This window comes from Vibrio nigripulchritudo ATCC 27043, from assembly GCF_000222685.1.
GTDB classification, from domain to species: Bacteria; Pseudomonadota; Gammaproteobacteria; order Enterobacterales; family Vibrionaceae; genus Vibrio; species Vibrio nigripulchritudo.
Map to the genome: position 1 here is coordinate 32317 of NZ_AFWJ01000267.1, position 22667 is coordinate 54983.

Consider the following 22667-nt stretch of genomic DNA (forward strand, 5'->3'; position numbering starts at 1 on the left):
GGAGATACTTATGAAATTTAAAGCGATTGTACTTGCCTCTGTATTGGTTTCTGCATCGGCAATGGCAAACTCAGACATTAAAAATGAGATTGGTATTTCTGCTGCGCCGGGTGAAAAAGTGCTTATTAACGGTCAAACCTTTTTCAAAGAGAAAGAGGAATCTTTTTCACTGCTTCGTTTCCTAGGCTTTGACAACCCTGTTGAAGTGTATGCAGGTGACGCACTTACTGATGAAACGGGTATCGAGACTCACAAAGCCAGTGGTGTCATTTTGGTAAGAGCAAGCCAGGATCAAGCGAAAGCTCTTGCGAAGGAGTACGGCTTAGAGGTGGTATCTCAGGCAGGTTCTATTTCTGTATTGAAAGCATCTACATCCACTGAACTGCTTAACTTAGCGTCTCAGTTGGAAGCTAAAGGTGTCACTTTACAAGTCGAGCTTGTGAACAGCGCTGAGCAACCAGAATAAATACAGCCACAGTAAACATACAAAGCCTTGGTACTCCACCAAGGCTTTCTTGTTTAAGCGTGACCAAATAGAAATAAAAAACCAGCAGAGGGTATCTGCTGGCTTTGTAATGATCTCAATCTCGTATAAGCGAGTTACTTACAAGAAATTTGGTCCCAGTTCCAACCAGAGTTTGGATTGCTGCCCGGAGTATCCCAGACACCTGGGTTATTTTTCGCGATATAGCACTTACCTGCATGAGTCACTTTGTCACCATTGGCAACCTGGCTCACACCTTCTTGCCACTCAATGAATCCATTTGGATTTGTTGGTGGAGGTGTTGGTGTTGTTGTGCCGTTAAACACTTCCCATGCACCGCCTAGCGCTGGGTCATCACCCTGAGTCCAGTTTTTCGCTTGGTAAACCACACCTTTACGTGCCGCTTTGTCGCCTTTGTTGTAAACCTTGTTCACATCCCAACCCGCAACGCCATCAACTGCTGGCTCACCAGGCTCTACTGGAATTGCTTTATCCACAACTCGAACTTCAGGCCAGATGGTATGAGAACCATAGAAGTTAGTCACACACTTCTCGTAGTCACCTGGAACAAGAGCAGAATAAGCCGTTTGGAAAGGTACCAGTTCACATTCAAACGATGCGCCTCCCGGGCGTTCTGGGTGTGGTTTCCAATTACCATCCCAGTTGGTGTAAAGCACGTCAGTTGAACCTTTCAGGTTCAAGCTGCCAAATGGCGTTTGCTGATAGCAAGTGTTCTTCTCATCTGCTTCAATTGGGATCTGGTAATGAGCCGCTAAGCCTTCCCAATAGCTGATGCGGTTAACTGGCTGACCTTTTGTCTTATTGTGCTCACCACACTCAATACCACCGTTGATCACATTGATGGTAGTACCAAAGCCATAACCAATACCGGCTTCGATTTCACGCTGTGATGGTTTCCATGTACGGTCAATAACATGAAGCATGGCTGGTTTTGGTGCCTGAGGAGTCAGGAAGAACCAGATAGCAGAAGCCATGTTCAACCAGGAATCTGCCACCAAAGCAGGATTCTTAAGAAGCACAGTCGCATCACCATCGAACATCACTTCCGAGAATGCGCCGTAGTTAAAGTGGTAAGACAGCTGCTTCGCACCACGACCAAAGTAACCTTGTCCAGGTTCACACGGCCAGCGTCTGTTTTGCCAATCATCAGAACCACACCCTGTTGTGTAGCCTTCCTGACCTTCAGCCCAGCCCATCTCTCTTACGTGGAATAGCGCTTGCTGCCACTTTTCCAGACCAAGAGGGTTATCTGAAACATTACTTACTTCAACGTGACCACCTGTTTCCTGCGCAAAGTGCGCAAAAGCCGTCACAATCGATTTCTTACAGATAGCATCTGAATCACGACCGTCAGTGTATTCGCCACAGAACGCTGGGAATTTGCCAATCGCACGCAGGAAACGTGTGTAAGAGTATTCTGGTGCCGCCATGTGAGTTAAGAAATCCCACTCGGTTTGCGGGAAGACACGCTCAACACGTTTAACGTTTTCTGGGTTGGTCGTCAGCCCTGGCTGAATCGCTTCAACTATTGTGTTTGAACGAGTTTCGAGCGCTTTCGACCAGATGGCATACATAGGATCGGAAGTTAATGATTTTTCAACGGCTTGAATATCTGCACGAGCAATGATGTAACCGTTTGGATTTGTAGGGTCCGGTTGGATGTTCATTGCAGCAAATGCATTTGCAGACAACAAACCACCAATCAATACTGAAAGGTAACGTTTTGTTTTCATTCCTATTCCTCTCGCTCCATAAAAATAAGGAAATTAGCAGAATGATAATTTAGTCAATGGATTATTCGCAGTGAATTCTATAAGCGTAATGAATATCTCCGAGTCACTTCTACCAAATGAAAACCGAACACCAACTGGCTACATTTTTATTGAGCGATTTATCGAGGAAATAACAGGTTTAGTAAACAACTCTGTTGATATGACAAGCTCACACTTTGAGCCATAAAGAAAAACAGAAGCCAAAGGCTTCTGTTTTAAAGGGAAATGCAAGTTGATGTTAAATTCTGGCTTGTTCCAGTACATTTTCTGCGTAGTTTTTGAGGCTTGTGATCCCTATAGTTGGGATATACTCCTCAAGTACATCAATCGCTTCTGGGTACTGTACTGCCATGTTCCCCAGTAAATCAACCAGTTGCTTAATCACTTGCTGGTTGGTTTCTGCAAATAGGCGCTCTTTGTATACCTGAACAAACTCAGATCGCGGCGTGGTGAAACTCAGACCTGCTGATGCGATTTCTCGAACACGTTCATCTTCAGCTTCCAATGAGCTCAGCAATACAGACTGAGCTTCTGGCGTATTGACGAACCGGAGTGAATTGACGGCCGCATGGCGCACGGATTTATTCTCATGGCTTAAGAAGGGCGTCACCTTGTCTGTTTGGTTCGGTGAACCAATGTTACCAAGCACACTCAGTGAATCAGCAATATCACTCGCGTCTGAAGCCTGACTCAATTCAAGTTCAAACTGTTCATAGAGCTTATTCGCCCTGTCTTCATCTCTGTCCAGTAAGTTATTCGCCATGCTACCCAAAACCAATTTTGCCTGGACTTGATCTTCATGTTTAAAGAGCGTTCGAGACATTGTCTGAACCGCATCAACACTTGCTTGAGTCGGCTCTTTTAGGAACGCAAGCTTTAGCATGATTGCCTGTTGCTTGGATACCGACGAGGTATTGAGTACATCCAGCAGAATTTGCTGAGCTTCAGGTGAGCCGATATTAACCAGAAGTGCACTCAGCATTTGAAAAGACGGATGGCTGGCATTGTACATCCTCATCCACTCTTCTATCTGAGTCAGTTTTGATGGGTCCAAGGCAACCCAGGCACGAAGCTCGAAGAACAACTGAGAGCGCTCTTTATTGCCATAAGACGGCGTTGCGCGCAGACGACCTTTGAAAGTATCAGGATCAGCGTTAGACAAGGTATTTTCATACATTTGAGTCTTCAACAGCGTTTTCTGATAGTGACCAGCCAACGTATCCCGGACGACTTGCCCAACCAAAGCCGTTCTGGTGTCTGCTATTTTTGACTGAGAGAGGTAGTTCAGGCTGAGAGACATGCTCTCTTTCGCCATCAAACGGTTAGCGGAGAAGGTACTTCGCTCTCTGTTGGTTTGAATTTGCTCGATTCGTTTAAAGAACCGACTGATCACCACATTCGTGGATTGATTCATACGGACTTGCGGGTTAAGCGCAATGTATTCCTTTAAGATCGTCGTATCTAACGTTGGAGAAGAACCTTCCTGCAAGCGGTAACTCACATCGTAATCTGAAGTAAAGTCGCCTTCTACAGTTTGCCAGTTAGCTTTACCGTCGTTGGTAAGTGAAACCTGAAACTGCCCTATCCACTCCTTTAATACAGGAGAGAACTCAGCAAAGTAGCGCTCCTGAAACTCTAAGTCGGATAAAAGACCATCTTTACTCAGAGTACCTGTTACAACGATGTCTTTCGGCCATACCCAATTCACTTCTTCGTTGATACTGGCTTTAAAAGTGTCTGCATCAAATGAAAACTCCAATTGATAGCCCAATGCATTTTCCTCGATAACATGGATATGCATCTTACCTTTGAAGGCATAATCCACGTTTATCGAAGAGGCAATAAGGTTGGCAGCTTCGGCATACCCCGAAGCATGACCAGATGCATCACTGGTGTACTCTAACCCGTAAGTGTATGTATTACCGGGCTCGAAACGGATCAAGTAGTTTTGCTCCGTTCCTTTGACATACCCAATCAAAATCAAAGCAACAACCGCTGCCATTGCAGCCAAGTACAGCGTTACCTTTTTTGTCATTCTTTACCAACCTAACTGTTTTTAGTGTAAGAAACCGTGCAGGCTTCTTAGCACATTTGCGTTATCAATTTTTTCTTGCTCAGTGACCGAAGTCGATGAGGTGCCACTAAGCGAACTTACAGGCACGGAATCACTGAAGCTCTCAGCTCCCATGTGCCAGTCGGCGGAGTTTCGAGCCATCACACCCTGAGCACGTGATTGCGCCGAGTTGTGATCAATTGTCGCCGCAAGCCAGGATTCATACTGCTCCAGGTTTTGCTTAGCCGATTGATTACTCAACTGAAACTCTGCTCGTTTTTGAGGAAGTAAGGTAACAGATGCACTTTCAAGTTCCTCCTTCAACTTCGCAAAGGTATTTTGAATTCGAACCTGAGTCTTAGAGCTATAGTCATTCAGAGCAACGTGTCTTTGATACAGGTTCACTTTGCCTTTTAACGCATCCGCTTCACGTCGATCGGTCTGATCGATCAGAGAGCCATTCATCTGAACGCCCTGATAGCCATAAACCAATTGCCAGTTCATGATAGGTTTCGACCAGGCATACCCAGCATAGCTGTAAAGATTTTTGGACTTTCTCTTACTTCGGATACATGGATACGGAATTTTTATAAATCCAATTTTCTTTTTACAGATCTTGATCCAAGGATACTCAACATAAGCGCTGATACCACCACTCATGGCTCTCAGTAGTACGTCAGAAGTCAGACCGAGTTTGAGGTAAGGTTCACCAGACTGAGCGAAGAACACACCCGCTTTACCACGAAGTGGAGCGGACAAATTCAATACATCAATGTTACCTCTTACACCTGCTGACAGGACTTTTTTGATGCCTACAGCCCCTTCACCAAACGCACCCGCTTTCGCCATTGGCTGAAGCTCTGCATACACTTGAGTCATATATAGACCCCAGCTTAGACGCGCATTTGAGCTCGCATACACCCCAACAGAGACATAAACCGGAATAGGACCTATCGCAAATTGCTGAGTGTAATCATAAGAGTAGCTGTATCCATCACCACCACCCAAAAGCTCTATGCTGTCTTTAATGATGCCTTCGTTTTTCAGCCAGTGACGCTTATAAAGCTGGTGTCCCAATACCTGAATATCGACATTACCTTCCAACTTCTGAGGACCTACCTCGGCTTGCGCATAAGCCCCGATAGCATTGTTCTCTTTGTTGAAGATGTAAACATCTGCTCGACCCACTGCGATCGCCCATTGAACTTCTTCTGAACCGCGAATTTCGTAATACGCAGACGCTTTAGTACCAGCAATGCTTCGCTTGCCAAGGTCAAAGCCCGTCCAGTCTTTACGCTTCTTAAGCGCCAAATCTTCTCGAGTTGGCGGTTCAAAAGATTCATTAAAGCTGATGGTCGGCACATCTGGAATATCCCAGTTAGCCGGAATGGCGAGACCCAAATCTTCGATGGTTTGCTTGATGAACTCAGGAGACGGCATGGTTAACTTTATCTTTAACCCATCCAGTTCTAAGAATTCTGAACCCCACTCCATTGCTTTAACCAACGGAGACCAAGTCAGAATGCTATCGATAGCTGGCAAGTCAAAACCCATTCCAGCCAATGCGCTATTGATCTTATCTTCAATATAAGAGATCACAGCCTGGGCAGTATTGCCTCCACTTCCACCACCCACCATTTGGATCAAGCGATCAACATCAACCTCTGTCACACCGTTCACGGTTTTCATTGGCAGATTCATGGCTTCGTAAACGCTGTAGCCAAGTGCACACAAGATCTTATTGGTGTTGTTTGCAGCTCGAATGTACTGATCGAATTTCGCTAAATCACCAGATTTCAGTCGATATGGTTCATCAAGGAATTCTTTTAACTTCTCGTCAGCATGGTCCGCGATATGTCCATTAACCTTTTCCACCAGCCTATCGACGTTTATTTGCGGGCAGCTTCCAGGATCAATGGCATCCAAACGACGCATTAACTCTTTGCGAGCATAAAGCTCTAACGCATCCAACAAGCGCTTCTGTAGCAGTTCCGGATCGTTAAATAGCTCATAGATATCCACCGGCAGCTGCTCAAAGGATTCATCACGCATACTATAGCCATATGGCGTGATCTGCGCTTCCAGCTGGTTTGCTAACCCAATGTACTCGTTGATCTCAATACGCTCTGGCTGAGTTTCCGAGGTTACGTGAAGCAGCAGGTAAGTCTTACCAGATTGAACATCCAGCTCCAGATCGTCATTGGGATCTTTATTTGCCAACTCTCGAATTTCACTGTCTGTAAACGGGACAAACTCCTTTGGCGTTCTGTCTCCAAGTACAAGTTTGATGATTTCTTCCCCTGCCGACGCTCCTGCATTTTGTGCAAACACAGAAGGCACATTAAAGAAAGTGAATAGAGCAAAGAGACAAAGCAGTTTCTTCAATGTAGACATCATTGTGTCACCTCCGAGAAAGGTGCTTGAGGAACACGAGATAACTGAGCATGCAGATAACGCTGCTGATCAAGCGTCATTTTTTGAATAGCGGTTCTATCCAACCCAATCAAACTCTTAAGTAATGCGCAGTTATATTTCTGGTGGTTTGCCGAAATTTTGCATTGCGGCGCATACGTTGACAGTGTTCTCCGATACACATCATAAAGGGTAATGTATGCCCTTCTTTGAGCCACACTCAGAGCACGTTTTGCATCGTTGTACTTTCTGTCCATAAAATTCAGACTCGGCTGCTTCAAGGAGGCTTCTAACGGACTGCTTATGATTCGAGCTCTGTCTTTTTGGTAACTGGCTTCAAAGGCTTTGAAGTGAGCATCTGCAAGGAACCAGTCCCTGCGTGCTCGTGATGTGACAAAGGATGCTGCTTTAGATGCATCATCAACGGGTTTAGACACCAGTGACTCAACCGCAAAGAGTTGCTTTAAGTTCTCTAACGACTGAGTTAATTCAGGGTACTGTAGCCTTGAAAGACTGATGATTGACGCCAATACGTCACTGGTTAACAACAGAGCACTCTCTAAACGAGACATCTGTTCAGCTGTGAATGTTTTGCTGATATCGTCAAATGCACCATAAGTTGTGGTGACGTTTGTATTCAAAGCAGGAATTGTTGCGCTGAACTCCTGGATGTAATCCGTCGGATACTGAGGTATGTCATTCAGCACCGCCATGCCTCGGATAGCCTGCTTGCGGATATGAGAAGATTCATCAATTGCTATGTAGAGTTCATTGAGTAGCAGAGACATTTCACTTTTAAATGCACCTGCATCCGATTTAGCTAAGCTCTGGTGGTCACTTAAACGACGCCTTAGGTCGTTCATCTTATTCATCCAGACATTATGTTCGGCATACCATTTCGATACTTTGTCTGATACACCGTTTTGCCCTAAGTAGTGCTCATCTCTTGCCAGTCTGTACTGACTCAATGATTGTAATATTTGATCAATTCGATAATTGATTTGATTGAGAGACTTTTGCTGGTTGTCCAACTGTTCAGAGGTCACGTTCGCTGCGATTGCATTTCCCTGAAATAGCGCCAATAGCAAAGCCGCTCCAACTAGCCTAACTTTCATGTTATACCCAGTAGAAGTAAATATAAGAGAATAAAAAAGCCACTTAAGTGATTAACTTAAGTGGCTTGCTTGATTAGAGTTCAGCTAACTTAGCTTGAAGTGCTTTAAGTTTCTCTCGCTCGATACTGCTGGCGTTTCTTGCCACCGCTAACGTGTGCTCAATAACATTCACAAGCGCCAGAACTTTTCGGCTATTTGTCGTTTTCATGCTTTCAATGATAGGACGCAGATCTGAACTATTGGTATCAGAATAGGATATATCGCCAGTTAACTGCGCTAGAGAGACTAAGAATTCCCAATGCGCGTAGTGGACAGTCTCGTATTTCTTATACCCAAACTCATCGTAGAGATAATCCAAGTCAAAATTGAATAAGTTCTCGATACCGCCAACGCCAGTTTGTTGCGCCAACTGATCTAACTTCTCAAAATTAGGCTTTGAGTTTACTGGGTCATGTAAGGACGTCTCCATGACCAGTGTCCATTCCATACTTGGGTCATCAAACTCTGAAGGAATATAACCCGAAGTGAAGAAATCAGACACAAATACCGTCGTCGCAATCGTGTCCCATATGGTTGTCATTTCTTGCGTAATCTGATGTTTCATGTCATTGCTTGAACGAAGTAAATTGTCCAGAGACTGTCTTTCCACAATCAAAGAATTCGCTTCAGCAACAAGAACGTCAGCCAGTCTTTCTAGCTCAGTGATGTATTCCGTTCCACCTGTAATATCCAGGTTCACACGCCAGTACGGTTCACTCAGGTCTTGACTGTTAACAACAGCAAACCTGACTGGGCTGGTACCGCATCGTTTCAAGAAGGTCTTCAACGCGTTAGGCTCAAATCCTCCGATACCGGAATCAGATGCGACGCCAATTTTTGATAGGTTGGAATCTTTATAGTGGAGCGGTACGTTGACTGAAGGCACGGTCGCATTATCAACACAGCTCAATTCATAATACGCGGATGGCAAAACTTCAGACTTGAAGCTCCCAGACCACTTTGAAGTCACGCTTGTTGGTATCGGAGTCAAATTTGTCACTTCTGCTGGTATGAAGGTCGTAATGTCACCAACTCTGATTGGTACTAAACCAAGGTTTTTGGAGATTCGGTTCTTCTTAACAATCTCTTTCAGTTCACCCCGGTAGTCTGCTCTCGGTACTTTGTAAGTAAGATCAGCCTGAACAGGCGTCACCGTTAAGTTGTTGCTTACACAGGTTTCAATATTCCCGGCCACACTACAGTGAGAGCCACGGTGATAGTATGCAGATTTATCAAACTGATATGGTCCACTTTCACAGCTGATAACGTTAGCAAACTTGCCTGTACTAGTGTTAAACGCTTCATATACTGCTGCGCAATTTTGAAGCTTCTTACTTACCGAAAATTCGGGATTATTCTGTCTGACACTTAAGTCGCCCGCTAAATCTAAACTTTCCGGATAAAGAACTATTGAAGTTTGGCTCGGCGACAAAATTTTACGTTTGGTAGGTAACGTTTGCTCACTAACCCAATCGTCCAAACTGCAAGACCACTGAGCGTGAGCAGGGTATTCATTGGATTTAAGCGTACAGGTAGCAGCACTGGTGAATGAAACACCAGACAAGACGGCACCTATGGTTAGGTATAAGTTAGATAGTTTCATAGAGCTGATCATCCCTTAATCATTTGATAACTCTGAACAACAGGGCTGCCCTGCTCACACGCTTCAGATATATGAAATTTCACTTTGGTTTGCGTAAACATTGCAGACGCTAGTACCGAAATAGTTTGCTGTTCAGAGGTAGAAACCAGTACCTGATTACCTGCGCAGTCGCTTTTAATATTGAGTGCATTCGGCAACACAATTTCGCAATACTCGCTGTCCATAGCACACTGTATATTGCTGATTTCACTGACATGAGTACCAGCGGCATTCGCTCCCACTGAAAACAAAGCAAGACTGAGAAGAGTTTTGAGTCTCATACTCCCCCCTTACTTAACGCTTTTGCGCGCAAGTACATTGAAAGAAGCCAGTTCAGGCAGGGCGTTATAACAAGTGTTGGACAGTTCGATCTCAACCTGATGGTTAGTCATCATGGCAGATGAAAGCAGCGCTACAGCTAGCTTTCCTTGTTCGCTATCAGATTCCCATGTGATTTGGTTGGCAGTACATTCAGCCGGACCCACCTGTTCTAAATTCAAGGTCAAAGAACAACGGTTAGTTGCCTGATCGCACCCCAGGCTTTGAATGGATGCTGGTGGAAGACTCTGAGCCATCGCGGCTGTTCCAAATAAGGACAACCCCAACGCGATAAATAACTTATGTTTCATTTCTAAACCTATGTACGTTGTTAATGAATTTCCATGAACGTCGAATTTGAGCCAGTGCTTAAAACCATCTGCCGAGCTTCTTTCGAAGTGTTCACGGATTTTTTAATAGGTAGGTACTGGCTAATTAAATGACATGCCAGTCAATATGCATATCAATCAATATCTTATGCTAACTTATAATTCTTGGTCGATATATGGACACCAAACAGTGATTCATAGGATTCTGATGCATATCACTATTTTGAATATTCTCTTTTAGGCTTATAAATATCTTGTCTGTCATACAGACGTCGGAAATTAAATAAAGATAAATATTTGGTTATCACAGTGTTTAAAAATGAAAAAAGCCAGCGTTACGCTGGCTTGTGTATTCAAACCTTTTAACCCTAACTGGCTCGGTTAAACTCAGCCATATTATGTGGTTGCCACGGAGAGTTGACCGACTTAGGCTGGAGCTGCATTCGCCACAATTCGCGTTTTCCGATGAAGGGTTCCGCTCCCATCAGTGTTGAATGATTATTTACCAGTAACAGGTCGCCTTCTTGAATTTGATGTCGGGTTTGTAATCGTTCATCACCACATATCTGGTTCATACGATTTTCCAAAGGGGTTACCTGATCGTAAGTTGGCGAATCGACAATCTCTGCATTGATGGAAAAGAGAATTTCTGACTGAGCATGCTCCCCTTCACTTTGAGCCCAACGCACAACATCTTGCTTGCTCCATGGGCATCGAGTAACCAATGGGTAAACCATAGATTCCGGCTCTGGATGTTGAGTCTGCGGGGAATAACGAAGTGAGGTATTTCGAAGGGCTTCCCGCTCAAGACCATGAACACTGATCGCAGCAAGAGCGGCATCCACTGAAGTGATGGCACCAACCCCATCGTGTTGTTGGTTTGAGTGACAACGGCAATACAAGATGAATTCGTCTGGAGTGTAATCTTCGTAACGGTATTTATCCTGATTCACACCCATGTATGAAGGCGGACACATCAAATTCCAGTGAAGCGGCAACGCTGCTTGATCAGTATGTTGAGATGCCATGATTTGAACCTGTCCAAATTGCCAGGGAACGGCAGAACCTCGCTCACAGTACCAGTTTTCCATTTCGGTAGGTTCACTGAACTCATCGAACCCGCGCAACGTGACTGTGCCAAACTCTTTCATCAGGTGGCGTAGCTCTTTTTGATTGAGCGCACTCACAGGCAAATCGGCTGTGTTATTTTCAAGAACTAAACCGGACTTTTCATGGTAAAGCGTGGCAGAAAGCTGCTTGAGCTGATGAGCCATTTCCTCTGTTCTGGCAGTTAGCTTCAGGTAACACCACGCTCTCTCTTGATGCATCACAGGAATGACCACCCCGCGACTGTTCAAATGATTTTCCCGCGAATCAACCACGAACTTTCCTGTTGTCGAATCAAACATCATGGTGCTGTGCCAGGGCGTTTTGAACTGCTTTTCTTCGAAAAGAAATAAGGAGTATTTCTTGCCTACCATTGGGTGTTCATGAATGCTCAAGCGTATGCAGTCACCGAAATGCGCTTGCAGAAAACTATCCAGTGCTTTGCCTTGAACCATCATGCCTTTCGCTATTTCAGCCAAACGCTGACGACGCGATTTGTACGAGTACTTAGACAAAATATGCTTCTGGTCTTGGTTCATAAATTTCTTCAAACCCAGATAGGTGTTGTTCATTTTGTTGTTGCGCAGTTTGAGCTCAGCAAAATTCTGCTCGTAGCTAGGGTCACCAAATTTATCTTTCAGCCCTCTGAAATACTGATCGTCTGTCAGCCCGTCAAAAGCTTCAAAATGCTCGAAATTGACGATCTTTAGATAGTCACTGCAATTCATGCTTTCGACCATCTTTCTTAACTCATTCGAGTAATCGTAATGATGTTCGAGGTCGACTGAGATGTAATCTGAAAACGTATGGTAATCAGAGAAGATGTAAAAAGTGACACCCGGTTTATACACTGCTTGAATGTCGCGGATGGCTTTCACGAATTTTCGCAGTACTAAGTACTCCCCCATATCCGGTTTGTGCCCTAAAACTTTGTCCAGGTTGTTGGTTTTACACGGGAAAGCAGGAAGAAGCAGTTTTATCTGACCGTCATTCGCAACATAATCTCGTATCTGTTGTTTAAGCTTAACCAATCCCTGAAAGCTGGCATCGGTTTGTGCGAGTAATTGGTTGAGCAAAATAAAGGATATATTTTCCACGCATTGCTCACGTTGAATATCTAGCATAACTAACCCTTAAAATATATTTAAGACTTAAATTTGATGAGAATTTAATTTCAGATATATTCAACATTCAATAAATAACATGATAATAATTAGAATCTTTCTATTATTTACCAGTCATTAATTTAGATATGAATATATTTAGCTAATGGTTATTATTGAATAGTCAGATTGACAATTGTTCTAATAATATTTCGACGTTTTCTAATGGCGTTATAGATTCAATGTAACCATCCGGGCGAATAAGTATCGCATTACCTTGATAATGCGCGTCTCTAGCCCAAAATCTTCCATTGCCTTTTTGATTATGAATCGCTAAGACTTGAACCCAGGCAGGGATATTTTTTAGCTGCTCGTCGCTCTGCCCTATCAAGAGCAGGGTGAATTTGGTGTAGTCCAGCAGGCTGTACAACCGTGTTTTGCTCTCTCCATCAAAGACTTCAAAATCAAAGACACGTAAACCCTCGATCCCAGACTCCCCGTAGCGAATCCCCATCCCAGTAATATTACCAGCACGCTTTTCGACAATTTTTACATAGTCCTGTGCATGGGTTCCGGTGTCTGAGTATTTGGTGGAACGTACTAATTCCCCAGAACTGTCAATCACACTGCGAGCTACGGGCTGGCGTTCACTTTCGTAGCTTGTTAACAGATCTTCAGAAGCATGATGATTAAGCACCATATTAAGCTTCCACATTAGATTAAACGCGTCCGCCAATCCGGTATTCAGCCCTTGCCCCCCATTGACCGAGTGAATGTGACTGGCATCGCCTGCCAGGAATACTCGGTCATTCACAATGAATTTCTCTGCTACCGATTCTTTCACCGTGAATTGCGAAAACCAGACAACTTCTTGAAAGCTCAGCGTATGCGGTGACATCGCCCGGTTTATCTTGGCAATGGCTTCTTCCATGGTGAAGTCTTTGGTATCCATACGAATATAGAATCGGTCAATGTCACCTTCCCTCGGGATCCAGGCTACATCCGACGTTTCAGCCTGAAATACGATGATCTCAGGTACTTTTGGAAAGTCTGTTTCCAAAACGCCGTCGATCACCGCCCAAATAATCTGTGGGTGCACAATTTCGAACGGTACTTCAAAGTGGTTACGCACAAAGGATTGTGAACCATCGGCTCCAATCACATAACGAGACCGGATAGTTTCGCCATTGGTGAGTGTGGTCAGGCAGCCATCTTCGTCTGTTTTGATGTTTTCAATTGACGTAGAGCGCATGACTCCTTGCTTCATTGCTGTCAGATTTTTATCTAGAAGCTGTTCCACAAAAGACTGCCCAAGCATTAAAAAATGCTTGTGAAAGCACCCTTCCAACTCTTCCCACCAAGAGGACTGGCGAGATACAAACTCACCATTCGCCCACACTGAACTGGTGTTACATGGCTTGCCTAATGGATACAGATCATCAAACAAGTTTACGATTTCCAGAAGTTGTAGCGTACGGGCATTCAATGCATCTGCACGGCCAACTTGAAGCGGAGCGTCAGACTTATCAACCACCACTGAGCTGAGCCCGCACTGCTGCGCCAGATAGTGACACATGAGCCCCACAGGTCCTGCGCCAACGATCATTATGTCTGTCTGTTTGGTCATTGATACGACTCCAGGCTTGGGTTATCAAATGGGGGATTGCTTAGTACCTGCACACGTCGAATGTGGCGTGGCGATTGAGAAATAAAAGCTTCGCGGCCATGCAGCAGGTTAAAGTTATCGGTAATCACTATGTCACCGGTTTGCCATTCATGAGCATAGAAGTTTAGAGGATCGTAAAGGGCTTCTCTAAGAGTCTGATGGAAGTACTCGACTTCATCTTGAGTAATACCAGTGAACTGGGTATCAGGTGGGTTAAGGAGGTCGCCTCTCTCTTCGAAATGCGGTTCGTTGTAACGGATAACTAGATGATCTTGCAGCGGGTGTTTGGTAATAATCGGGGAAACGGTTCGGCTGTTGTAAAACTCCATTTTTCGCTCGTAGTTACCAATGACTTTCTTCCAAAACTCGACGTGTTCTTCCGGCGCATTTTCAAGTGCCATAATGGTGTTCGTGAACGTAGTTCTGCCACCTTGTCCGGGCTTAGGTGCCTTCACACACTGGAAGATTTGATATTCAGGCACCTGTGGTCGATACATACCATCCCAGTGAAGCGGCATGTAACTGCTGTCAAAAATATGGTCGCCAGGATCATCTTTCTGAATCAAATCCAGCACTTTCCCGAATGGCCAGATACTGATTTCCCCCCATCCTTCGCAATAATCTGCAAAATCATCGGACTCTTCGAAGGTTTCAAAGCCTCTTAATAAAACCAGTTGCCTTTGTTTGAACAAATCACGCATCTTTTCAATATTCAGATCTTTTACACTGGTATTTTTGCTTATGGGTTCAACGATGACACCAAATGGTTCGAGAGGAGTTATTTTGTAATTCATAATTATTTACCTTTGTAGGGTTTGGTTATCCATATATTTATCTATGGAAAGTACCATTGGGAATTAATTACTAAATCCTAATTTACAGCGTGAAAATATTTACAAGAATTTTGATTTTGGATCGTTGACATTGCATGACATATATATAAGGGACAGAGAATAAGGAAGTAAGATCTCATTAATTAAAAATTCAATCTCTCCTTCGTCGATATTATTTATTTTTTTGAAACCAAAGACGCTTCTCTATATCCAAATATCGTAAACATTATTTTCATAAATGTGGGTTTTGACTAGATAACAAAATAAGAACCAAAAGTTACCGATAAAGGAACAATCATGTTGAATGAATTAAAACGTATAGCGATATTCAACAAAGTCGTGGAGTGTGGCTCTTTTACGATGGCAGGCGAATCCCTCGGCTTAGCGAAATCCAAGGTTAGTGAGCAGATAACGTCTTTAGAGTCGACATTAAACGTCCGCTTATTGCATCGCACCACGCGCAAAATCAACCTCACTACCGAAGGCATTACATTTTATCAATACAGTAGCGGGCTGCTAAAAGTTGCAGAGGAGGCTTTTAGTTCAATTAATCACTTAGCTTCTGAAGTGTGTGGCACCATTCGAATTGGTACGACGATAGACGTTGGTTCTTTCGTGCTCACGCCCCTGCTTTCAAAGTTTTCGGAGCAATACCCCAACGTAGTATTTGATATTCAGCTGGACGATGGTGTGCAAGACCCAGTGGAAGCCAATCTGGACATCGTACTCAGGATAGGCGAACTCACCGCTTCTTCATTGGTCGGCAGAGTGTTGGCTCCATTTGAGCTGGGTGTGTATGCCAGCCAGAATTATCTCAGCAAAGCGCCGCCGATTCGCCAATTGCAGGACATCGAAAAACACAATTGGGTCTGCCTGACCCGCTCAAATCTGCCTAATGACATACTTCCACTCACTAATGGTTCTGGCGACATTCACCGGGTTAAAACCCACCCCAAACACATCTGTAATGCCCCACTGGGATCGATGTCGATGGTGCAGCAGGGTATGGGAATAGGGCTGATTGCTAACTTCCTGGTCGAGGAAGTGAACGACCCGACACTAGTGCGGCTGTTTCCGGACTTTTATCAAAAAGGTCCAACAATGAATATTCTGTATCCGAGCCGTAAAAATCTGGCTCCCAGAGTCAGGCTATTCATCGATTATCTGATCGAAAAAATACAGCCTCAATAACGAAGAAAAGCCAGCATTTGCTGGCTTTTTCATAAGAGGAACTTGGATTACTTACGACGACGCCATAATCCCAGACCAAACAGTGCCATCAAACCAGCAAAGCCGACAGAAGCGCCTCGCATGTTCAGATCCAAGACAGCTGGGTCATGATCTGAAGAGCGGAAGTGATCCTCATACTTAGGAAAATCACCTTTGAACTCATTGTTGTAATCAAACAATGTGGATTCACCGCCATTGATGTGCCAGTCGGTCGCATCAACCACTTTCTTCTTCAGGCTCTTACTGATCAGCAGATGATCCAGCGCGCCCACTTCGTCATTAAACGAGTAGCTCCAGCTGTTTGGATGCTTCATCTCTACTGCATTGATGTAACCATAGTTCTGGTTGATCACCGCACCAGCATCACCAAACTGCTCGCTGTCACCGATGAAGGTATTACGCGCGGCTTTGATCTCTTTGCCGTATTTCTCTTGCGAGTAATCGGTCAGCACCAACAGCGGATCTTCTTTGCCGTAAGCATTCAGATCGCCCAAGATCACTTTGTGACCTTTGATCTCTTTCATCGCATCGCCAAGCGCGACCGCTGCAGCCACACGGAATGCTTCACAAGAACCTTGCTTATCGACATCCACACCGCCCTGACCGCCTTGGTCTACCGGCGCAGCGTCTTCCCAGCATTTCGAACCTTTCGATTTGAAGTGGTTTACGGCAATGGTGATTTTCTCTTTCGTGCCTTTCACTTTAAAGGTCGGCGCGAAGCTGTCACGCTGGAAGTTTTTACCGTCTTCAATCACCTTGCCGTCATCATCCAGCACAGGTGGTGCATCCTGACGAGGCATAGGGATAACACGAGTTTTCTTCAGTTTCACTTTCGCGCTGCGGTAAATCACTCCGGTGGTAATGGCATCCGTACCTACGTAATCCATCTCGTCAATCGTGCCGTCTGCGTTAGTATCCAGAGAAACAAACTGGTACTGCTTGTGTTTCTTGTCGATGTTTTTATTCAACTCTTCAACAAGCTGACGAATCGCCGCACCCTGACCGAAGCCATTGTTTTCAATTTCCATCAAGCCGATGATGTCCGCATCCAAACGCAGGATAGCGTCAACAATCTTGGCTTGCTGAACCTCAAACTCACCTGGTTTGTTGGCACCACGGTTTTGACCTCGTGGGTTTTGGTCACCACCTTGTGGAGAGTTGAAGTAGTTCAGTACATTGAACGTAGCAATGCGCAAATCACCGCCGCGTTTCAGCTTAGGTTTTTCCGTGCGCGGATCGTTGTGTACAAAGTTATCATCGTTCAGCGTGTTGGTCGCAATAAGGCGATAATCACCGAAGCTGTAGGAGATCACCCCTTCCAGACCGACTACCGTATCATCAATGCGGATGTAGTCTTCGGTAGAGCCATCCTGATCAACGTCTGTACGACCAAAATCTGGGTAATAAGGGATTACGCCACTTGGCGCTTTGGCATCTGACTCGACGAATAAACGGCGATGAGCATTCTCTTCCGCCTGTGCTTTCGCTCCGTCAGATCCTGCTGCGTTGTTCTGGTTTGGCTGCATATTTGGACGACCCTGCGCCAATACCATATTGTTGCGGCGCGCAGCATAATCAAAGCCAAAGGTGCGGGTGACGCGCATATCCAGCTCTTGCGAAGTTTTCACCAGCATGCCTTCGTAACGCTCTAACGTTTCATCGAAGTTTGCGTCGGATTCTGCAATTTGCATTGCTACCGCTTCAGGCGCTGTCGTTTCATTTTGTTTAACGTAGTTGCCATCTTCCACTTTCAGTTGGGTCAGATTGTAGAACTCTTGGACTTTACCGCGTGCACATACCACATCACCCGGTTGCAGATTGATGCTGGTTTCGCCAGTGTAAACAAACAGACCTTCAGACGTATTCGGGTTGCTATCGTCGGTTTCTGCCTGCAGGTAGAAACCTTTGGTCAGCCCAGTCGTTACTGCACTGACAACACCACGGACAAAATACTCGTCGTCGGTGATGTATGGGTAACCATTAATGAATGGCGATGTCGCCCCTTCACCCTGAATTTCCTGAATTGAAGTAAAGCTTGGAGCGTGCCCGTCTACCGTACAGTTAAAGGCGACCGGAGGTGTACCTCCATCCAACTCGCCCAAGCCATCAATATTGTCTTTACCCAATACCGTCCACTGGCTTGCAACGTAAGTTGACGAAGGGGTTAAGCTGTCCGAATTTCGCACCAGCGTTTTGTCTTTGGCGAAGTCAACGTCCCCCATCACACCGATGATGTCATGAACGGAGTTGTCAGAATTCAGCAAGGCTACTGGGTCATCGCCATTGAAATTGACCACAGAACCGTTGTTCTCGTCGGTTACGGCTTGAATCGCCGCGTTCGCACTAGGGTGAGAGATTACCAGGACGTCATTGGCTGCGATGGTTTTACCATCGAGCGACAGTGTCTGAGTCCACGAACCTCCACCATTTGTTGATTTAGCAAGCTGAAAGCCATTCAGGCTGACTTCCACATTACTCGTATTTGCAATCTCGATAGCTTTGTTAAAGCTACCACCTTCAACGTATTGGGAGAGCACGACATCTGCAAATGCGGGTGTGGAGAGAGCACCACTAATAGCAAGCGCAAGGAATGTCCTTGTTGTTTTGGTTTCCATTGTCCACCTCTTGTCACTAAGGATGTGTCGACCGCTTTCATCCGTAGCAGTTCTTTGTCACAAAATTGGAATGTTGCTGGCTCCAGCAACGTGCGAAGTGTTTACCTTTTATGTAACTGACAAAAGAGTTTACCCATTCAATCGAGACACCTATCGCATTGTTAGAGTAAATACTTGAATCAACCCCTAAATTTCAACAGAAACGGTAACTACCCCATATGACAATTACAGGAATGATTGATGAAGTTTATGTGTGGACTTGGAAAAGAGGCAGAATAGAGAAACTGGAAGGGAAGAGTAGAGAACAAAGAGAATTGAAAGAACAGAAAATCGAGAGAGCAGACAGCAAAAAGCCCTCGGAAATTTCCGAGGGCTTAGGGTAACCAGAGTATGGTTTAAAGGTCGGTTGACCCTATGGACGCGCTACAAAACCCACCGCTTTGTACACTTGTTTTAGTGTTTCAGCAGCACGGGCAGACGCTTTTTCTGCCCCTTGCTTCATTACGCTGTCCATGTAAGCGCGATCTTCACGAATGCGCTTGTATTCAGCTTGGATCGGTTCCAGCATCGCAACCAACGCTTCGCCCACATTTTTCTTGAACGGACCGTACATTTCAACGCCCTGATATTTCGCTTCAATCTCTTCGAAGCTCATACCTGTTGCTGCAGAGTACAGCCCCATCAGGTTAGAAATACCCGCTTTGTTTTCAATATCGTGCGCAATACGCGGCGGGGTTTCTGTGTCAGTTTGTGCTTTGTTGACCTTCTTCAGAATCGACTTTGGATCTTCCAACAGAGTGATCACGTTCTTGCGGTTGTCGTCAGACTTAGACATCTTCTTCGTTGCATCCTGCAGGCTCATAACTCGCGCATTAACCTTAGGGATGTACGGCTCAGGAACAGTAAAGATTGGCTGCTCCGGGCTGTAGATGTTATTAAAACGAGTCGCGATGTCGCGCGCCAGCTCAAGGTGCTGCTTCTGGTCATTTCCTACTGGCACCTGATGTGCACCGTAGAGAAGAATGTCTGCTGCCATTAATACCGGGTAGCCAAACAAGCCCGCGTTAACATCGTTCGCATAGCGTTGGGATTTGTCCTTGAACTGAGTCATACGGCTCAGCTCGCCCATTTGGGTGTAACAGTTAAGAAGCCAACCCAGTTGAGCATGCTCAGGTACGTGTGACTGAACGAATAGCGTGCTCTTTTTCGGATCAACACCAACAGCCAGACAGATAGCCAGTGCGTCGAGTGTCGCTTCATGCAATGCTTTCGGGTCCTGACGAACCGTGATGGCATGAAGGTCTACTACGCAGTACTGACAATCGTACTCGTCTTGCATTTGTTGCCATTGACGTAGAGCACCCAAGTAGTTACCGATACTTAGTTCACCTGACGGTTGAACACCACTCAATACGATGGGTTTGCTCATGAGGATGGTTTCCTTGCTAAATTCAAATGGATATAAAAAGACGCATACCCTATCAGGGCATGCGTCTAAGCAGTGTACTCATTGATGAGTAATTTACTAGTGCAAACGCAGTATTTCGTTACGAATACTCGGTGACTGGCACAATATTCAAAATTTCGGCAATGTTGTCTGCAACAAAATCCGGATTCGCGTTCGAAATTGGCTCTCCATGGTTGTAACCATAGGTCAGAGCAAACGAATGGCATCCTGCATTTTGCGCCGCAAGAATGTCATTTTTTGAGTCGCCCACCATCAACATTTCCTCTGCCTTTACGCCATGCTTCTCAAGCAACCAGTTCAGCGCCACTGGGTTAGGTTTTTTCTCTGGGAAAGCATCGCCGCCTAACACGTCTGAGAACAACTCTGTCATCTGGTGTTGCTCCAACACTTCGGGCACGAATTTGGAAGGCTTATTGGTCACCAAAGCCAGTGTGTAGCCAGACTGCTTTAGTGCCATTAACGTTTCTCGAACATTATCGTAAAGGTGGCTGAGTTTATGACCGCCCTGCTCGTAGAAATCATCAAATTTGGCGCGTGCCTCCTGAATGGTTTCAGGAGCCAGGTTCGAATCGATTTTAATGTTCTGGGATAACGCGCGTGAGATAAGTACATCAGCGCCATTACCCACCCAGTCTCTGACTTGTTCTTCGGTCACTGAAGCGAAGCCCATCGCCTGTACCGCCTGATCAGCGGCGACTGCCAAATCCGGCACACTGTCTAGCAGCGTTCCATCTAAATCAAAGGCAATCAGCTTGATTCCATTTAAAGACATATTTTTCTCTATTCCTAAAAAAGTGATGCAGTGCCTGAGCACTGCATTCAATCTACGTAATCTGACCGCTTAACGGTTCACTTTGGCGAGCTCACCGCGCATTTCTTCAATCACAGCTTGGTAATCCGGCTTATCAAAGATGGCGCTTCCCGCCACAAACATATCCGCACCGGCTTCTGCGATTTCTCGGATGTTTTCGACTTTCACGCCGCCGTCGACTTCAAGGCGAATATCGCGACCAGAAGCATCAATGCGCTTGCGTACTTCGCGTAGCTTATCCAGAGTATTAGGAATGAAAGACTGACCACCAAAACCTGGGTTCACTGACATCAGAAGAATCAAGTCGATCTTGTCCATGATGTAATCCAGATGATGAAGAGGTGTAGCAGGGTTAAACACCACACCTGCTTTACAGCCGTGCTCTTTGATCAACTGTAGAGAGCGATCAATGTGATTGGTTGCTTCGACATGGAAAGTAATCATCGATGCGCCCGCTTTCGCGAAATCTGGGATGAGTCGGTCGACTGGTGTACACATTAAATGTACGTCGATAGGCGCTGTAATGCCGTAATCGCGTAGCGCTTTACAAATAGGAGCACCGAAAGTCAGGTTTGGCACATAATGGTTATCCATTACGTCAAAATGGACCACATCCGCGCCTGCCGCGAGTACTTTTTCTACGTCCTCACCCAGACGAGCAAAGTCCGCAGAAAGAATGGAAGGAGCGATTAGAAAGTCTGACATACCTGACCTCAATATAAGAATTTCGAGTAATAATTGCTCGCAATTCTACCCAACAAGGCGCCGAGATCCCAGAATTTATTGGTTAGAAAGGTCAGTTGGCTCAAACAGTGCCAGAAGTTCGTCGACTTTGTTGCGACCCGCACCATTTCGGCTGATGGTTCGTTTCACTTTCACGACATTAAGCTTTGCCCCTTTGTATAAGCGGCGCGTCAATGGCGTGTCGTGATTAGAAATAAGAACAGGAATGTTTCTTTGTTTTGCAGTTTTTTCCGCAATTTCCCCCAGTTCCCCCTGGTCATCCAGGCTGAACCCGTTGCCAGCATAGGAGGTGAAATTTGCCGTCGTCGACAGTGGTGCATAAGGCGGATCGCAGTACACCACACTGCCTTTGCGAGCACGACTAAATGTTTCAGCATAACCTTCACAAACAAACGTGGCTTTCTTTGCTTTCTCTGCAAAGAAAATCATTTCGTCTTCTGGGAAATACGGCTTTTTGTAAGAACCAAAAGGAACGTTGAAACCGCCTTTTTTGTTATATCGGCACAAACCATTAAAGCCAAAGCGGTTCATATACAAAAAGGCAACAGATCGAAACAGCACATCATCTGTGTCATTGAATTGAGCGCGGATATCCAGATACACCTCTTTGCGATTGTGCTCAGGTGTAAAAAGGCGCTTCGCTTCTTCGATGTACTTTTCTGGGTGCTCTTTCAGCAGGTTGTACAGATTTATCAGGTCGGGGTTGATGTCGGCCAGCAGGTATTGTTCGTAGTCAGTGTTCAGAAACACTGATCCAGCCCCAACAAAAGGCTCAACCAGTTTTCGCGCAGGTGGCAGATGGCGCTGGATGTCTTCTACCAAGCCATATTTGCCACCAGCCCACTTTAGAAAGGCGCGTTGTTTCTTCATCGACCGTTCAATTCCAACTACTCAAAATAAGGCTG

At 45.3% G+C, this 22667-nt stretch carries 17 protein-coding genes; 2 read left to right on the forward strand and 15 right to left on the reverse strand.

Annotation, left to right across the window (positions count from 1 at the left end; genetic code table 11):
- Positions 1-10: 10 nt before the first annotated feature.
- Complete coding sequence (locus RH89_RS18375; RefSeq protein ID WP_004405296.1) at positions 11-466, forward strand: hypothetical protein; 456 nt, start codon at positions 11-13, stop codon at positions 464-466.
- A 134-nt stretch (positions 467-600) separates the two neighbouring features.
- Here RH89_RS18375 and RH89_RS18380 read toward each other — a convergent pair whose 3' ends face one another.
- From RH89_RS18380 to RH89_RS18425, 10 genes are all read right to left on the reverse strand, one after another.
- Positions 601-2238 (reverse strand): glycoside hydrolase family 19 protein, encoded by a 1638-nt coding sequence (locus RH89_RS18380; protein WP_004405297.1) that lies wholly within the window; start codon positions 2236-2238, stop codon positions 601-603.
- Between the two features lie 277 nt (positions 2239-2515).
- Entirely contained in the window at positions 2516-4312 is a 1797-nt protein-coding gene (locus RH89_RS18385; protein ID WP_004405298.1) for a HEAT repeat domain-containing protein, read from the reverse strand.
- Between the two features lie 21 nt (positions 4313-4333).
- The gene (locus RH89_RS18390; protein ID WP_004405299.1) at positions 4334-6727 is read right to left on the reverse strand and encodes a hypothetical protein; all 2394 of its coding nucleotides are present in this window, start codon (positions 6725-6727) and stop codon (positions 4334-4336) included.
- Positions 6724-7857 carry a hypothetical protein gene (locus RH89_RS18395; RefSeq protein WP_004405300.1) on the reverse strand — a complete coding sequence of 378 codons (1134 nt, stop codon included), beginning with the start codon at positions 7855-7857 and terminating at the stop codon, positions 6724-6726. Before RH89_RS18395 ends, RH89_RS18390 begins: the two co-directional genes overlap by 4 nt.
- A gap of 73 nt (positions 7858-7930) precedes the next feature.
- Positions 7931-9499 carry a hypothetical protein gene (locus RH89_RS18400; protein ID WP_139063314.1) on the reverse strand — a complete coding sequence of 523 codons (1569 nt, stop codon included), beginning with the start codon at positions 9497-9499 and terminating at the stop codon, positions 7931-7933.
- Between the two features lie 8 nt (positions 9500-9507).
- Positions 9508-9819, reverse strand: a complete 312-nt coding sequence (locus RH89_RS18405; protein ID WP_004405302.1) for a hypothetical protein — start codon at positions 9817-9819, stop codon at positions 9508-9510.
- Between the two features lie 9 nt (positions 9820-9828).
- Positions 9829-10167 (reverse strand): hypothetical protein, encoded by a 339-nt coding sequence (locus RH89_RS18410; RefSeq protein ID WP_004405303.1) that lies wholly within the window; start codon positions 10165-10167, stop codon positions 9829-9831.
- A 386-nt stretch (positions 10168-10553) separates the two neighbouring features.
- On the reverse strand, positions 10554-12416 hold the full coding sequence (locus RH89_RS18415; protein ID WP_004405305.1) for an L-tyrosine/L-tryptophan isonitrile synthase family protein: 1863 nt from the start codon (positions 12414-12416) through the stop codon (positions 10554-10556).
- Between the two features lie 163 nt (positions 12417-12579).
- The gene (locus RH89_RS18420; protein WP_004405307.1) at positions 12580-14022 is read right to left on the reverse strand and encodes an FAD-binding protein; all 1443 of its coding nucleotides are present in this window, start codon (positions 14020-14022) and stop codon (positions 12580-12582) included.
- Positions 14019-14855, reverse strand: a complete 837-nt coding sequence (locus tag RH89_RS18425; protein ID WP_004405308.1) for a TauD/TfdA dioxygenase family protein — start codon at positions 14853-14855, stop codon at positions 14019-14021. The genes RH89_RS18420 and RH89_RS18425 overlap by 4 nt, the downstream gene beginning before the upstream one ends.
- Positions 14856-15191: 336 nt before the next feature.
- Here RH89_RS18425 and RH89_RS18430 point away from each other — a divergent pair, with 336 nt between their 5' ends.
- Complete coding sequence (locus RH89_RS18430; RefSeq protein WP_004405311.1) at positions 15192-16085, forward strand: LysR family transcriptional regulator; 894 nt, start codon at positions 15192-15194, stop codon at positions 16083-16085.
- A gap of 47 nt (positions 16086-16132) precedes the next feature.
- Here RH89_RS18430 and RH89_RS18435 read toward each other — a convergent pair whose 3' ends face one another.
- The 5 genes from RH89_RS18435 to RH89_RS18455 all read right to left on the reverse strand — a co-directional run bounded on the left by RH89_RS18435 (position 16133) and on the right by RH89_RS18455 (position 22632).
- The gene (locus RH89_RS18435) at positions 16133-18739 is read right to left on the reverse strand and encodes an ExeM/NucH family extracellular endonuclease (RefSeq protein ID WP_004405312.1); all 2607 of its coding nucleotides are present in this window, start codon (positions 18737-18739) and stop codon (positions 16133-16135) included.
- A gap of 412 nt (positions 18740-19151) precedes the next feature.
- Positions 19152-20168, reverse strand: coding sequence for a tryptophan--tRNA ligase (gene trpS / locus RH89_RS18440; protein WP_004405316.1), 1017 nt, complete (start codon positions 20166-20168; stop codon positions 19152-19154).
- A 118-nt stretch (positions 20169-20286) separates the two neighbouring features.
- The gene (locus RH89_RS18445) at positions 20287-20979 is read right to left on the reverse strand and encodes a phosphoglycolate phosphatase (protein ID WP_004405317.1); all 693 of its coding nucleotides are present in this window, start codon (positions 20977-20979) and stop codon (positions 20287-20289) included.
- A 69-nt stretch (positions 20980-21048) separates the two neighbouring features.
- A complete protein-coding gene (gene rpe / locus RH89_RS18450; RefSeq protein ID WP_004405318.1) occupies positions 21049-21723 on the reverse strand; it encodes a ribulose-phosphate 3-epimerase in 675 nt (224 codons plus the stop codon).
- A 75-nt stretch (positions 21724-21798) separates the two neighbouring features.
- A complete protein-coding gene (locus tag RH89_RS18455) occupies positions 21799-22632 on the reverse strand; it encodes a Dam family site-specific DNA-(adenine-N6)-methyltransferase (RefSeq protein ID WP_004405319.1) in 834 nt (277 codons plus the stop codon).
- Positions 22633-22667: the final 35 nt, after the last annotated feature.